12 protein-coding genes are annotated in these 13,860 nt (G+C 62.8%); 5 read left to right on the top strand and 7 right to left on the bottom strand.

Translation table 11 applies throughout. From position 1 onward, the window contains the following. Position 1: 1 nt before the first annotated feature. From ACPPVP_RS12835 to uxuA, 5 genes are all read left to right on the top strand, one after another. Positions 2 to 910 carry a sialic acid TRAP transporter substrate-binding protein SiaP gene (locus ACPPVP_RS12835; RefSeq protein ID WP_426537818.1) on the top strand — a complete coding sequence of 303 codons (909 nt, stop codon included), beginning with the start codon at positions 2 to 4 and terminating at the stop codon, positions 908 to 910. Positions 911 to 993: 83 nt separating this feature from the next. After that, positions 994 to 1,572 (top strand): TRAP transporter small permease, encoded by a 579-nt coding sequence (locus ACPPVP_RS12840; RefSeq protein WP_426534683.1) that lies wholly within the window; start codon positions 994 to 996, stop codon positions 1,570 to 1,572. Positions 1,573 to 1,576: 4 nt separating this feature from the next. Continuing rightward, positions 1,577 to 2,983, top strand: coding sequence for a TRAP transporter large permease (locus ACPPVP_RS12845; RefSeq protein ID WP_426534685.1), 1,407 nt, complete (start codon positions 1,577 to 1,579; stop codon positions 2,981 to 2,983). After that, positions 2,980 to 4,026 carry an L-idonate 5-dehydrogenase gene (locus tag ACPPVP_RS12850; RefSeq protein WP_426534687.1) on the top strand — a complete coding sequence of 349 codons (1,047 nt, stop codon included), beginning with the start codon at positions 2,980 to 2,982 and terminating at the stop codon, positions 4,024 to 4,026. Before ACPPVP_RS12845 ends, ACPPVP_RS12850 begins: the two co-directional genes overlap by 4 nt. Positions 4,027 to 4,057: 31 nt before the next feature. Continuing rightward, entirely contained in the window at positions 4,058 to 5,248 is a 1,191-nt protein-coding gene (uxuA, locus tag ACPPVP_RS12855) for a mannonate dehydratase (RefSeq protein WP_426537820.1), read from the top strand. Between the two features lie 42 nt (positions 5,249 to 5,290). On the opposite strand, the gene ACPPVP_RS12860 is transcribed toward uxuA, so the two are convergent. The 7 genes from ACPPVP_RS12860 to ACPPVP_RS12890 form a co-directional block, all read right to left on the bottom strand. Then, positions 5,291 to 6,466 carry an IS481 family transposase gene (locus ACPPVP_RS12860; RefSeq protein WP_426534689.1) on the bottom strand — a complete coding sequence of 392 codons (1,176 nt, stop codon included), beginning with the start codon at positions 6,464 to 6,466 and terminating at the stop codon, positions 5,291 to 5,293. Positions 6,467 to 6,787: 321 nt separating this feature from the next. Further along, positions 6,788 to 7,879 (bottom strand): ABC transporter ATP-binding protein, encoded by a 1,092-nt coding sequence (locus tag ACPPVP_RS12865; RefSeq protein WP_426534691.1) that lies wholly within the window; start codon positions 7,877 to 7,879, stop codon positions 6,788 to 6,790. Then, entirely contained in the window at positions 7,876 to 8,856 is a 981-nt protein-coding gene (locus ACPPVP_RS12870) for an ABC transporter ATP-binding protein (protein WP_426534693.1), read from the bottom strand. Before ACPPVP_RS12870 ends, ACPPVP_RS12865 begins: the two co-directional genes overlap by 4 nt. Continuing rightward, positions 8,856 to 10,427, bottom strand: a complete 1,572-nt coding sequence (locus ACPPVP_RS12875) for an ABC transporter substrate-binding protein (RefSeq protein ID WP_426534695.1) — start codon at positions 10,425 to 10,427, stop codon at positions 8,856 to 8,858. Before ACPPVP_RS12875 ends, ACPPVP_RS12870 begins: the two co-directional genes overlap by 1 nt. A gap of 28 nt (positions 10,428 to 10,455) precedes the next feature. Further along, positions 10,456 to 12,018, bottom strand: coding sequence for an ABC transporter substrate-binding protein (locus tag ACPPVP_RS12880; RefSeq protein WP_426534697.1), 1,563 nt, complete (start codon positions 12,016 to 12,018; stop codon positions 10,456 to 10,458). Next, complete coding sequence (locus ACPPVP_RS12885) at positions 12,015 to 12,902, bottom strand: ABC transporter permease (protein WP_426534699.1); 888 nt, start codon at positions 12,900 to 12,902, stop codon at positions 12,015 to 12,017. Before ACPPVP_RS12885 ends, ACPPVP_RS12880 begins: the two co-directional genes overlap by 4 nt. Beyond that, on the bottom strand, positions 12,899 to 13,837 hold the full coding sequence (locus ACPPVP_RS12890) for an ABC transporter permease (protein ID WP_426534701.1): 939 nt from the start codon (positions 13,835 to 13,837) through the stop codon (positions 12,899 to 12,901). Before ACPPVP_RS12890 ends, ACPPVP_RS12885 begins: the two co-directional genes overlap by 4 nt. Positions 13,838 to 13,860 lie beyond the last annotated feature (23 nt).

Below are 13,860 nucleotides of genomic sequence, written 5' to 3' on the forward strand. Positions count from 1 at the left end.
CATGGCGCAGACCAAACTCAAATGGGCCCACGTCTACGAAACGTCCGAGCCGTTCCATACCGCTTCCGTCTGGGCCGCCGGCGAAATCGGCAAGCGCACCAATGGGCGCTATGCGATCGACGTCTATCCAGCATCGCAGCTCGGCAAGGAAACCGATATCAACCAGGGGCTTTCGCTCGGCTCGGTCGATATGATCATCTCGGGCTCGAGCTTTGCAGCCAAGAGCTTTCCGCCGATCGGCGTGACCTACTATCCCTACACCTTCCGCGATGCCGACCATCTCCTCGCCTATACCAAGAGCGACGTCTTCAAGGAGTTGACGAAGGGCTACGAGGACAAGACTGGCCATCGCATCCTGGCGGTGACTTACTACGGCGTGCGTCACACCTCGTCGAACAAGCCGATCAAGACCTGCGCCGACATGAAGGGCCTCAAGATTCGCGTGCCCGATGTGCCGGCCTATCTCGCGATGCCGCGCGCCTGTGGCGCCAATACCGCGCCGATCGCGTTTGCCGAGGTCTACCTCGCCCTGCAGAACGGCACCGTGGAGGCCCAGGAAAATCCGCTCACCACCATCGAGGCCAAGAAGTTCTACGAGGTGCAGAAGTATATCGTGCTGACCGGCCACATCGTGGATCATCTCAATACCGTGATGTCCGGCGCGCTCTGGAAGAAGCTGTCCGAGGAAGACCGCAAGATCTTCACCGACGTCGCGCAGGAAGCCGCCGCCAAGGCGACCGCCGAGATCAAGATCAACGAAGCCAAGCTGGTCGATTTCTTCAAGCAGAAGGGCCTGACGGTGACCGAGATCAACAAGGACGAGTTCCGCGATACCGTGCTCAAGAATGTCAGCTTCGAGAGCTTCGACTACCGCAAGGCCGACTGGGAACGCATCCAGGCGGTGAAATAAACGGTTGGGCTTTCGTCCGTGTCTGTCGCGATTTTAGCGGCAGCACGGACGCAGCTTCTTAAATGCCTGTTCGGGGAGGGTGCATGTCGACGGTCGAAGTTCACAAGCAAATCACGGCGGACGAGATCGCCCACACCTTCGAGGACGAGGTCCCCAAGGGCGCGGATCTGAGCCAATATGCGCCCGAGGACTGGCTCGCGCTCGCGATCTTCTGGATCATGGCGCTGTGCGTTTTCCTGCAGTTCTTCACCCGCTATGTCCTCAACGATAGTTACGCCTGGACCGAGGAGATCGCGACCTACTGCCTGATCGGCGTGGTCTTCATCGGTTCGGCGATGTGCGTACGGCTGTCGCGGCACATCCAGGTCGACCTGATCTTCCGCTACCTGCCGCATCTGCCGGCGCGTGCGCTGTCGACCGTGATCGACCTGATCCGGATCGCGTTCTTCGGATATGCGATCAAGCTGGTCTGGCAGTTCATCCAGATCATCGGTGACGAGCGGATGACAACGATCAAGTTTCAAAAAGGTTTTGTCTATTACGCCGTGCTGCTCGGCTTCGTGCTGATGTTTGTGCGCTCGATCCAGATCGCGGTCGAGAACTGGCGGCGGGGCTACTCCATCCTGGAGCGCCCCGGCGCATTCGACGGAACGGAAGGGTAGGGGGATGCTGCTGCTGCTTGGGGGATTTCTGCTGCTGATGCTGCTCGGCCTGCCGGTCGCGCTGGCCATGGCGGTCTCGTCGCTCGTTTATATTCTCGTCTCCGGCATCACGCCCGACGTGACGCTGGCGCAGCGCATGATCGCGGGCGTCGAGAGTTTTCCGCTGCTGGCCGTGCCGTTCTTCATTCTGGCCGGCAATCTCATGAACATCGCCGGTGTCACGGGGCGTATCTACAAATTCGCGGTCGCGCTGGTGGGCTGGATGCGCGGTGGCCTCGGCCATGTCAATATCATCGGCTCGGTGATTTTTTCGGGCATGTCCGGCACCGCGATTGCGGATGCCGCGGGGCTCGGCACCATCGAAATCAAGGCGATGAAGGATCACGGCTATTCGACCGAGTTCTCCGTCGGCGTGACGGCGGCATCCGCAACGCTCGGCCCGATCATTCCGCCATCGCTGCCGTTTGTGATCTACGGCATGATGGCCAACGTCTCGATCGGTGCGCTGTTTCTCGGCGGCGTGATTCCCGGCGTGGTCATGACCCTGTTCATGATGGCGACGGTGGCCTATTTCGCGCACAAGAACGGCTGGGGCAGTGACTCGCCGTTCTCATGGGCGCAGCTCGGATCGGCCGGCCTCGAGATCTTCATCGTGCTGGCTTTCCCGATGGTGGTCTGGCTCCTGGTCATCAGCGGGATGTCGGTGAACATGGCGGTCGGGATCGGTCTCGCGGCGCTGCTGGCGCTCGACTGGTATTTCGATTTCTCCGCCGTGATGGCGCTGATGGCGCCGGTGATCCTGATCGGCGGCATGACGCTGGGCTGGTTCACGCCGACGGAAGCCGCTGTCGCCGCGGTGATCTGGTCGCTGTTTCTGGGGCTGGTGCGTTATCGCTCGATGACGCTGCAGACGGTGGCGAAAGCGACTTTCGACACCATCGAGACCACGGCCTCGGTATTGTTCATCGTGACCGCAGCTTCGATCTTCGCGTGGCTGCTGACGGTGTCGCAGGCGGCCCAGACCCTGACCGACGTGATGCTGGGGATTACCCATAACAAATGGGTGTTCCTGCTGCTCGCCAACATCCTGATCCTGTTCGTCGGCTGCTTCATCGACACCATCGCCGCGATTACTATCCTGGTGCCGATCCTGCTGCCGATCGTTCTGAAGCTGGGCATCGATCCCATTCATTTCGGCCTGATCATGACGCTGAACCTGATGATCGGCCTGTTGCACCCGCCGCTCGGCATGGTGCTGTTCGTGCTCGCCCGCGTGGCGAAATTGTCGGTCGAGCGCACCACGATGGCGATCCTGCCGTGGCTGGTACCGCTGCTGCTGGCGCTCGTCGCCATCACCTACATCCCGGAATTGACTCTCTGGCTGCCTAAATACATGGGACTCTCAAAATGACATCGATGGCTTTGGCCGCAACGCTGTTCGGCCCGGAAGATCTGCGTATGGTCGAGCGGCCGCTCGATCCGCTTGCGTCGGGCATGGTGCGGATTCGTTTCGGCGCCGGCGGCATTTGCGGCTCCGACATGCATTACTATCGCCACGCCCGCACCGGCGATTTCGTCGTAACCACGCCGCTGGTGCTCGGCCACGAGATCGCGGGCGAAGTCGTCGAGATCGCTGGCTCCGCGCCCGACGTGAAGGTTGGCGACCGCGTCGCTCTCAATCCGTCGCGCTGGTGCGGCCATTGCAAGCCGTGCCGCGAGAACCGGCCGAACCTGTGCGAGAACATCTTCTTCATGGGTTCGGCTTCGAAGACTCCGCATATGCAGGGCGGCTTTGCATCCTACTTCGATGCCATCCCGGCGCAATGCGTGAAGATTCCCGATCACGTGACCTATCAGGCAGCGGCGCTCGCCGAACCGCTCGCGGTGTGCCTGCATGCGGTGGCCCGCGCCGGCGATGTCACCGGCAAGCGCGCCGTGCTGTTCGGCGCCGGTCCGATCGGCTTGCTGACCATGCTGGCGGCGCAGCGCGCGGGGATCGCGGAGACCACCGTCGTTGACATCGCGGCGGCGCCGCTGGCGTTCGCCACAAAGCTTGGTGCCAATCATGTCGTCGATATCTCCGGTGGCGACGAGGCACTGAAGGCTGAGGCTGCTGCGCGCCCATTCGATGTCGCGTTTGAAGTCTCGGGCACGGCTGCTGGCCTCGCCAGCGCGATCGGCGCCGTCCGGCGCGGGGGCGTCGTGGTCCAGGTCGGCAATTTGCCGGGCGGGCAGATTCCGGTGCCGGCGAATTCTGTCATGGCTAAGGAGATCGATCTTAGAGGCTCGTTCCGCTTCGGCACGGAATTCTTCACTGCCGTCGAGTTGATCGCCGATGGCAGCGTCGACGTGCTTTCGCTGGTGACGGCCCAACGCCCGCTTTCGGTCGCACCCGACGCGGTGCGGCTGGCGCTCGACCGCTCGCAAAGCGTCAAGGTCGTGCTGACGGCTTGATTGCAATTCAGACTTCAGGAGAGCGCCCATGATGTTGCAGGGATGGCGGTGGTACGGGCCCAATGATCCCGTGTCGCTCGACGATATCCGCCAGGCCGGCGCGACCGACGTGGTGACGGCGCTGCATCAGGTGCCGATCGGCGAGGCCTGGACGCGCACTGCTGTCGAGGAACGCAAGAACCTGATCGAGCACAGCCAGCCCGGCCGCTCGCCGCTCGTTTGGTCGGTGGTGGAATCGATTCCGATCCCCGACGATGTCAAGCGGCTCGGAGGCAAGGCGACACGCTCGATCGAGGCCTGGATCGCGAGCCTCGAGGCCGTCGCCGCGTCCGGCATCAAGATCATCTGCTATAATTTCATGCCGGTCGTGGACTGGTGTCGCACCGATCTCGAATGGGAACTGCCGAACGGCGCCAAGGCGATGCGCTTCGATCAGGAGCGTTTTGCGGCGTTCGATCTGCATATTCTGGAGCGCCCCGAGGCGCCGGCCGAATATTCGGAAGGAGCGAGGCGTCGCGCCAGGGAGGTCCATTCGCGGATGACGCAGGCCGATATCGACGTCCTCGTCACCAACATTGCCAGCGCGCTGCCGGGCTCCACGACCGATCCGCTGACGATCCCGCAATTCCGCGACCGTTTGCAGCAATATCGCGGCATCGATTCCGCGGTGCTGCGCCGGCACCTCAGCGAGTTCCTCGCACGCGTGACGCCGGTCGCCGAAGCCCTCGGCGTGACGCTGACGCTGCATCCGGACGACCCGCCGCGGCCTCTGTTCGGTCTGCCGCGCATTGCATCCTCCGCGGAAGACTATCAGGCGCTGTTCGATGCCGTGCCCTCGAAGGCGAACGGCATCTGCTTCTGCACCGGATCGCTCGGTGTGCGCGCGGAAAACGATCTGCCCGCCATGGCAAAGCGGTTCGCACCGCGCATCGGCTTCGCTCATCTGCGCGCAACCAGGCGGGAAGGCGACGGCCTTTCGTTCTTCGAGTCCGACCATCTCGATGGCGACGTCGACATGATTGCGGTGCTCAAGGCGCTGCTTGCCGAGAACAGCAAGCGTTCATCGCGCGACCAGATCGTGTTCCGCCCCGATCACGGCCATCGCACGCTCGACGATCTCGCGGAGACCAAACGCACCAATCCCGGCTACACCGCGATCGGCCGGCTGCGGGGATTGGCCGAATTGCGCGGCGCCATCCGGGCCATCGAGCACGCCGGCTAGAAGAGAGCTCCTCACTCTCCGCTGTCATCCCCCGCGAAGTGTTTAGCCCGGAGACATGGCTGACACCTGTTCGGAAACATCACTGACAGGTTGGCCATTGGTCAAGTCGATCAATGCGACTTGCCAGCTGGCAAAGAAGATACCGTAGTTGCCGTCGCGATCGAGCGGTCGGATAGCGAGACGCTCGCCAACAAAGGCCTGCGGAACTCTCCAGAACTGACCCTTGAAAGAGATATAGCTGCGGGTCGACGAGACGGTCCGAACCGTCTCACCGACGTCGTATTGGACCTTCGGAATGCGCGCCGGCATAACGCGCAAGCTCGGCTGAAAGCGGTCTGCAGGGACGTTCATATCAAGGCCTTGGTGAGGTCGCTCCAGATTGTAGACCATGCGCCAGGCGTCGAGGGCGCGCTGGACTTCAGGCAGGTTGCGGAAGGAACGCATGGCAAACACCTCTGCGTTAAGCGTGCGATGGAAGCGCTCGTTCTTGCCGCGGCCCTGCGGATGGCACGGTCTGGCGTGCACCACCCTGATGCCGAGCTTGAGCAGCCACACCTTCAGCCTGGTCCAGCGGGCGCCGGACGTATCGCCCCAAGGCGAGCCATTATCGATATAGAAAGCCTCCGGCAGGCCATAGCGGCGGAACGTGGCTGTCAGATGTTCCAGCACCGTGGGACGCTGCTCGTTCGCACATGCCTTCAGGCACGGGACGTAGCGCGAGTGATCGTCGATCACCGTCAGCGGGTGACATCGTGTTCCGTTGGCGAGTGGCATGTGGCCCTTGAAGTCCATCTGCCACAACTGATTGGGAGCTTCCTTCTCGAAGCGATGGCCTGGATTAGGCAGCGCATTCTCGCTCGGCTTGATCCGCTCGTTCCGGCACAAGATCCGATGCACCGTGGACGGTACTGGTACAATCTGCCCATCCCGCTTCAGGCAATGGGCGATCTTGCGGGCTCCCCAAGCAGGATGCTTGTCCCGCACCGCTACGACCCGCGCCTCCACGGCCGCCTCGCTGCGCTTGGGCATCCGCTTCGGACGACGGGACCGATCCAAAAGCTCCCGATCGCCGGCCCGCCACCGCCGCAGCCATTTGTAGCCCACATCAGGACTGATCCCGAACCGTCGGCAGAGTTCCCGGCGGTTCGCACCTTCCTGCAAAGCAAGTCGCACAAACTCGCGTTGCTGATCCATTACTGACACCTCGTTCCACGGCATGGACGGCCTCCCGATTCGGACCAATCCAGCCAGTTTTGATGTGTCAGCTATGTCTCCGAACACCCGTCAGTGATCTGTCCGGGCTAAACAGAAGGCGGGGGATCCAGTACGCCGGGTGCTTTCGGTTCTATCGCTAACGTCTCTGGGATACTGGATCACCCGCCTTCGCGGGTGATGACATTCGTGGGTGTGGAAACGGCGGGATGGGGTCGGCTCGGCCGCGCCGTGACCGTCTATAAATCAAGTACTTGTCTACTGTGCATGGGGTTGTTTTCGTAGTTTTGAGTCCGGACCCCTTGCACCGGCCCATCCCGCTTTGGCTCAGGCTGAAATCCGCGCCTGCTTGGCAGCCTCGAACGCCGCCAGCCGCTCGGCGAATTTGCCGTCAGCCATGCCCGCCCGCGCGAGGATGGTGGGGATGGGCAGCGTCTCGAAGAAATGGCAGGCCACACGATGGCCCGGCGCTGCTTCGCGCAGTTTTGGCTCCTCGGCGGAACAGCGTGGCTGCGCGTGCGGGCAGCGGGTGTGGAAGCGGCAGCCGGTCGGCGGCTTGAACGGGCTCGGCACGTCGCCCTGCAGCATCACGCGCTTGGTGCGCAAGCTCGGATCGGGTTTGGGGATCGCCGCCAGCAGGGCCTGGGTATAGGGGTGCAGCGGGCGGTCATAGAGCGTCTTCTTGTCTGCGATCTCGACCAGCTTGCCCAAATACATCACCGCGACGCGGTCGCTGATGTGCTTCACCACGGCAAGGTCATGGGCGATGAACAGATAGGAGAGCCCAAAACGCTGCTGCAGATTCTGCAGGAGGTTGACGATCTGCGCCTGGATCGAGACGTCAAGCGCCGACACCGGCTCGTCGCAGACGATCAGATCGGGATTGACGGCCAGCGCACGGGCGATGCCGATGCGCTGGCGCTGCCCGCCCGAGAACTGGTGCGGATAGCGCCTGGCATGTTCGGGCGACAGGCCGACGATTTCCAGCAGCTCACGCCCGCGCGCGGCGCGTGACGCGACGTCACCGATCTCGTGGACCCGCAGCGGTTCGTCCAGGATTTCGCTGACGGTCATGCGCGGATTGAGCGAGGCGTATGGATCCTGAAAAATGATCTGCATGTGCCGGCGCATCCGGCGCAGCTCGCCCTTGTCGAGATTGGCGATCTCCTTGCCCTTGAAGCGCACCGAACCTGACGTCGGGTCCATCAGGCGCAGGATCAGGCGTCCTGTGGTCGACTTGCCGCAGCCGGATTCGCCGACCAGCGCCAGCGTCTCGCCGCGGGCGATCTCAAAAGTCACATCCTCGACGGCCCGCACAAGGCCGACGATCTTGCGGCGAACAAGGCCGCGACTGACGGCAAAATGCTTCACCAGGCCATCCACCTGCAGGACCGGCACATCGCTCCTGAAATCGCTCATGACGCCACCTCGACCGGCGCCTTCCAGCACGCCACTTGATGGCCGGGCGCGATATCGCGCAATGGCGGCGGGTCAAGCCGGCAGCGCCGGTCCGCGAACGGGCAGCGCGGCGCAAAACGGCAACCCGCCGGCTGGTTGTTGGGGCTGGGCACCGTGCCCTCGATGGTGGCGAGGCGTTCGCGATCGACGTCGATGCGGGGGATCGAGCCGAGCAGGCCGATCGTATAGGGATGCTGCGGATCAGCGAACAGGTCGTTGACGTCCGCGCTCTCGACAATGCGGCCGGCATACATCACCAGCACCTGATCGGCGACCTCGGCGATGACGCCGAGATCGTGCGTGATGATCAGGATCGCCATGCCAAGCCGCTGCTGAAGGTCGCTCAGGAGGTCGAGGATCTGGGCCTGGATGGTGACGTCGAGAGCGGTGGTCGGTTCGTCAGCGATCAACAGCGCCGGCTCGCAGGATAGCGCCATCGCGATCATCACGCGCTGGCGCATGCCGCCCGACATGTTGTGCGGGAAGTCGTCGATCCGCTGCGCCGGAGAGGGGATCCGCACCAGCTCAAGCATTTCGATCGCGCGCGCTCTCGCGGCGCGCGGCGACATCGCGGTATGGGCCAGGATCGCCTCGACGATCTGCTGGCCGACGGTGTGGACCGGATTGAGCGAGGTCATCGGCTCCTGGAAGATCATCGACATCTTGCTGCCGCGCAGCCTGCGGCGCTCGTCGGCGGAAAGCCGCAGCACGTCGCGATTGCCGAACAGCACCGCGTCGGCCTCGACCTTGCCCGGCGGGCTCGGCACCAGCCCCATCACCGAGAGCGACGTCACGCTCTTGCCGCAGCCGGACTCGCCGACAAGGCCGATCGTGCGTCCCCGGGGAACGCTGAAGCTGATGCCGTCGACGGCGCGGAACAGGCCGCGGTCCGTCGCGAAATGGGTCTTCAACCCGCGAACCTCGAGAAGATTGTCCATCAGAACGAGTAATCCAGGCCTTTGTAGAAGGTGTTCTGATAGAGCATGTGCGGCCTGACGCCCTTCAGCTTCTTGAGACTGGTCGTATACATCGCGATGTTCATGACCGGCATCCACAGATGCTCCTCGGTGACGCGCTGCTGCGCCAATGCGTAGTATTTGGCGCGATCGGCTTCCGTCAGCGAGGCGCGGCCCATCTTCAGATACTCGTCGGTCTTTGCGTCATTCCAGTTCATGCGGTTGGGCGCCGGCATATTTTTCGAATCGAAATAGAAATTGAGCAGGTCGCCCGCGGAGATGTAGGGGAACGTCACCGTCCACAATTCGTAATCCTGCTTGGCCATCTCGGCCGGCGCGATGGTGGAGTCGAAGCCTATGATCTTCCAGTCGATGCCGATCTTGCGCATGTAGCCCTGGATCGCCTCGGAGACGCGCGGGAAATAGGCGACCTGGGTATACAGCACGCGGGGCGCGAGCTTCATGCCGTCCTTCTCGCGGATGCCGTCGCTACCGACTTTCCAGCCAGCATCGTCCAGCAGCTTCTTGGCACGTTCGGCGTCCTCCTTGATGATGCCCTTGGTCGATTCCGCAAAATCCAGCGCCTTGGGATCGATGAAGGTGTAGGCGGGGTCGGCGTTGCCCAGCATGATGCCCCTGACGATCTCGGCGCGATTGATCGCGATGTTCATCGCCTCGCGCACGCGGACGTCCGAGACCATGGGCCGCGTCGTCTTGTAGCCGTAGTACATCAGCTGGAAATTGGGCAGGGCTTCCTGAACGTTCAAATTCGGCGCGGCCTTGACCTGCTGGATGAACGCTATCGGGATCTGGTGCGTGACGTCGAACTGTCCGCCGAGCATGGCCGCAACGCGGCTGGAATCCTCCGGCACGATCTTGATACTGAGCTTCTCAAATTTCACCGGGCCCTTGTTCTGGTACATCGACGGGCCCCATTTGTAGGCGTCGTGGCGCTTCAGCACGATTTCGGTGCGCGGCTGCCAGCTCTCGAAGCACCACGGCCCGGTGCCGTCGATCCCCTTGATGCCGTAGTCCTTGCCGAGTTGTTCCACGCTCTCCTGATTGTGGATGGCAGTGGTGAACATCGTGAGCTGAATCAGGAGATCGGAAAACGGCTCATTAAGTTCATATTCGACGGTATAGGGATCAGGCGCCCGCAATTCCTTGATGTTGCCGGCGCGCCAGGCCAGCGGCGCCTTGAGCTCGGGGCTGGTGAGACGCTTGAAGGAATAGAGCACGTCGGCGGCGGTGAACTTCTTGCCGCTGCAGAACTGCACGTCGTCGCGCAGCTTGAAGACATAGGTCTTGCCGTCCTCGCTGATGGTCCAGGACTTGGCGAGGTAGGGGATCGGCGTCTTGCCGTCCCAGTCCATGGCGACCAGCGTGTCCTGGAACATGTTGACGATATCTGAGCTGGGCGACCATGTCGTGCGCTGGCCGTCGTAATGCGGCGCGTCGAGCGACTTCATCATTTTCAGGGTTTGCGCCTCGGCCGTTGAAGAAATTCCGGCCGCTCCGAGCAGCGTCACAACGCCCGCAAAAATCCTGCGCATCGTGTTTTTCCTCCCATTCCGCTTTTTCTTAGCGCGTTACGTCCAGCCCCTTGTAGAAAGTGTTCTGGTAGATCATGTGCGGCCTGGCGCCGGTGATCTTCTTGTTGGCCACCTGGTCCATGTTGATGTTGAGCACGGGCATCCAGAGGTGCTCGCGCGTCACCTTCTGCTGCACCAGTGCGTAATACTTGGCCCGGTCGGATTCGGTCAGCGCCGAGCGGCCCTGTTTAAGCCAGGCATCGGTTTCGGCGTCCTTCCAGTTCATCCGGTTCGGCGTCGGGATGTTGGCGGAATCGAAATAGATGTTCATCAGGTCGCCGGCGGACAGATACGGCACCGTCACCGACCAGATTTCATAGTCCTGTTCCATCATCTTCACGGAAGAGATCGTCGAGTCCCATGGGTGCAGGCGCCAGTCGACGCCGATCTTCCGCAGGTAGCCCTGAATCGCTTCGGCGACGCGGGCCGAGTTGGCGTTGGCGGTGAAGTAGACCCGCGGCGCCAGCTTCATGCCGTCCTTCTCGCGGATGCCGTCGGCGCCCGGTTTCCAGCCGGCTTCGTCGAGCAGCTTCACAGCGCGTGCAACGTCCTCCCTGATGATCCCCTTGGTCGCTGGATCGAAGTCGAGCGCAGCGGGATCGACAACCGTAAAGGCCGGATCGGCATTACCCAGCAGGATCGCCTTGGCAATTTCGGCGCGGTTGATGGCGATGCTCATGGCCTCGCGCACCCGGGCATCGGCCACCATCGGCCGCGTGATCTTGAAGCCGTAATAGAGAAGCTGGAAATTCGGTTTGGCCGGCGTCACGGTCAGCATCGGGGCCGCCTTGGCCTGGGTGATGAACTGCGCCGGGAACTGGTGGGTGATGTCGAACTGGCCGGACATCATCGCCGCGACGCGGCTGGAATCCTCGGGCACGATCTTGACGACGAGTTTTTCGAATTTCACCGGCCCCTTGTTCTTGTACATCGAGGGGCCCCATTTGTAGGCATCGTGCCGCTTCAGCACGATCTCGGTGCGTGGCTGCCAGTGATCAAAGCACCACGGCCCGGTGCCGTCGGCGCCCTTGATGCCGTAATCCTTGCCCAGCGTCTCGACGCTCTCCTTGTTGTGGATGACGTTGGTGAACATCGTGAGCTGCAGCAGCAGTTCCGAGAACGGCTCTTCGAGTTCGTACTCGACAGTGTAAGGATCGGGCGCGCGCAATTCCCTGATATTGCCCGCGCGCCAGGCGAACGGTCCCTTGATCGCCGGGTCCTTGAGCCGCTTGAAGGTGTAGACGACGTCATCGGCGGTGAACTTCTTGCCGCTGCAGAACGAGACGTCGTCGCGCAGCTTGAACGTATAGGTCCTGCCGTCCTCGCTGATCGTCCACGATTTGGCGAGATAGGGGATCGGCGTCCTGCCGTCCCAGTCGAGCGCCACCAGCGTGTCCTGGAACATGTTGACGATGTCGGAGGTCGGCCCCCAGCTCGTGCGTTGCGCATCGTAATGCGGCGCGTCGATGCCCTTCATGATAGTGAGAGTCTGGGCCGCTGCCGTGCCGGCCATTCCGATCGCCAATGCAACACTCAGCGCCAGTCTGATCATGTCTGCAGCCTCGGATCGAGGACGTCGCGGAATGCGTCGCCCAACAAGTTGGCGGCCAGCACAATCACAAAGATGGCACAGCTCGGGATCGTCGCGATATGCGGCGCCATGAACAGGAAGTCGCGGCCTTGCGCCGCCATCATGCCGAGTTCGGCGGTCGGCGGCTGCGCGCCCATGCCGAGGAAGCCGAGCGCCGCGCCGATCAGGATGATCTGGCCGAAGCGCAGGGTGAGAAACACGAAGATCGTGGAAATGCAGTTCAGCGTCAGATAGCGCCAGATCAGTTCGCGGTCGCACACGCCGACGGCGCGGCCGGCTTCCATGAACTCCTGACCCATCACGCCGATCGCAGCACCGCGCGCCACCCGCGCAACATCAGGCACGGTAGCGACGACGAGGGCGATCACCACGGCCGTCAACCCGGCGCCGAAGATCGCGGCTACCGCGAGCCCGATCAGGATCGCAGGAAACGCCAGCATCACGTCGACCAGCCGCATGATCCAGCCGTCGAGACGGCGATAATAGGCGGCGAGGATGCCGAGAACGCCGCCGATGAAGCCGCCGACGATCACGCCGACCAGCCCCAGCATCAGCGTGGCGCGTGTGCCGTAGATGACGCGGCTGAAGATGTCACGGCCGGTATTGTCGGTGCCGAACCAATGCTCGGCATCGGGCGGCCGCATCACCTTGGTAAGATCCGTGAAGTAGGGATCGTAGGGCGCGAGCCAGGGCGCAAACAGCGCGGCGAGCACGACCACGGTCAGCACCAGCCCGGCCAGTGCGGCGACCCGGTCCCGCGCCAGCCGGCGCAACACCCCTGCGCGGGCGAATACGCCGGTGTCGCGCTCGTGGGCAAAGCCGGTATCGAGGGCGTCGGCGCTCATCTGCGCTGTATCCTGGGATCGAGATAGACGTAGAGCACGTCGACCACAAGATTGATCGACAGGAAGGCGATGGCGAGGATCATGATCGCGCCCTGCGCCGTCGGAAAATCGCTGGAGACGATAGCGCCGACGGCGAGCCGGCCGACGCCGGGCCACGAGAACATGGTTTCGGTGACGACGGCGCCGCCGAGCAGGAACGCCGCCTGCAGTCCGATCAGCGTGACGACGGGGATCATGGCGTTGCGCAGTGCGTGATGGACGATTACCACCCGCTCGCGCAATCCCTTGGCGCGCGCCGTGCGGACGAAATCGGCGCCGAGCACTTCGAGCACTGCGGTGCGCGTCAGCCGCGCGATCGGGCCGATCAGCACCGCGCCCAAGGTCAGCGCGGGGAGGATCAGGCTCGGCAGTCCGCCATCCCATACCGGTCCGGTGCGGCCGGTGAACGGCAACAGCCCCCATTTGAATCCGACAAACTGGATCAGGATCAGGCCGATGAAGAACACCGGCATCGACACGCCCGCCACCGAACACGCCATGATGATGCGATCGGCAACACGGCCGCGATTGACGGCGGCCAGCGTTCCGAGAGCAAGGCCACTCGGCACGGCAATCAGCATCGCACCCAGCATCAGCTCAACCGTCGGGCCGATGGTCATCGCCAGTTCCTCGCTGACCATTCGGTTGGAAATGATGGAGCGGCCGAGATCGCCGCGCAGCACGCGCAAAATGTATTCGAAGAATTGGATCGGGATCGATCTGTCGAGACCGAGCTCCTGGCGTATGGCGGCGATGGTCTCGGCCTTGGCGTCGGGCCCGGCGATGATCATCGCGGGATCGGCCGGCACCACCTGTAACAGGCAAAAGCAGAGGAAGAGAACCCCGAGCAAGGCGGGGAACGAAATCAGCAGACGATGGACAATCTGTTGTCCCATGCGACGCCAACGGACCGGTTGGG

The sequence above is a fragment of the Bradyrhizobium sp. McL0615 genome (assembly GCF_049993905.1).
Classification (GTDB): Bacteria; Pseudomonadota; Alphaproteobacteria; order Rhizobiales; family Xanthobacteraceae; genus Bradyrhizobium.

What these genes read in the sequence shown, in the direction of transcription:
- ACPPVP_RS12890 (WP_426534701.1), bottom strand. Translation starts at nt 13,837, where the DNA reads ATGGGACAACAGATTGTCCATCGTCTGCTGATTTCGTTCCCCGCCTTG.
- ACPPVP_RS12870 (WP_426534693.1), bottom strand. Translation starts at nt 8,856, where the DNA reads ATGGACAATCTTCTCGAGGTTCGCGGGTTGAAGACCCATTTCGCGACG.
- ACPPVP_RS12875 (WP_426534695.1), bottom strand. Translation starts at nt 10,427, where the DNA reads ATGCGCAGGATTTTTGCGGGCGTTGTGACGCTGCTCGGAGCGGCCGGA.
- ACPPVP_RS12860 (WP_426534689.1), bottom strand. Translation starts at nt 6,466, where the DNA reads ATGCCGTGGAACGAGGTGTCAGTAATGGATCAGCAACGCGAGTTTGTG.
- ACPPVP_RS12885 (WP_426534699.1), bottom strand. Translation starts at nt 12,902, where the DNA reads ATGAGCGCCGACGCCCTCGATACCGGCTTTGCCCACGAGCGCGACACC.
- ACPPVP_RS12850 (WP_426534687.1), top strand. Translation starts at nt 2,980, where the DNA reads ATGACATCGATGGCTTTGGCCGCAACGCTGTTCGGCCCGGAAGATCTG.
- uxuA (WP_426537820.1), top strand. Translation starts at nt 4,058, where the DNA reads ATGTTGCAGGGATGGCGGTGGTACGGGCCCAATGATCCCGTGTCGCTC.
- ACPPVP_RS12865 (WP_426534691.1), bottom strand. Translation starts at nt 7,879, where the DNA reads ATGAGCGATTTCAGGAGCGATGTGCCGGTCCTGCAGGTGGATGGCCTG.
- ACPPVP_RS12840 (WP_426534683.1), top strand. Translation starts at nt 994, where the DNA reads ATGTCGACGGTCGAAGTTCACAAGCAAATCACGGCGGACGAGATCGCC.
- ACPPVP_RS12835 (WP_426537818.1), top strand. Translation starts at nt 2, where the DNA reads ATGGCGCAGACCAAACTCAAATGGGCCCACGTCTACGAAACGTCCGAG.
- ACPPVP_RS12880 (WP_426534697.1), bottom strand. Translation starts at nt 12,018, where the DNA reads ATGATCAGACTGGCGCTGAGTGTTGCATTGGCGATCGGAATGGCCGGC.
- ACPPVP_RS12845 (WP_426534685.1), top strand. Translation starts at nt 1,577, where the DNA reads ATGCTGCTGCTGCTTGGGGGATTTCTGCTGCTGATGCTGCTCGGCCTG.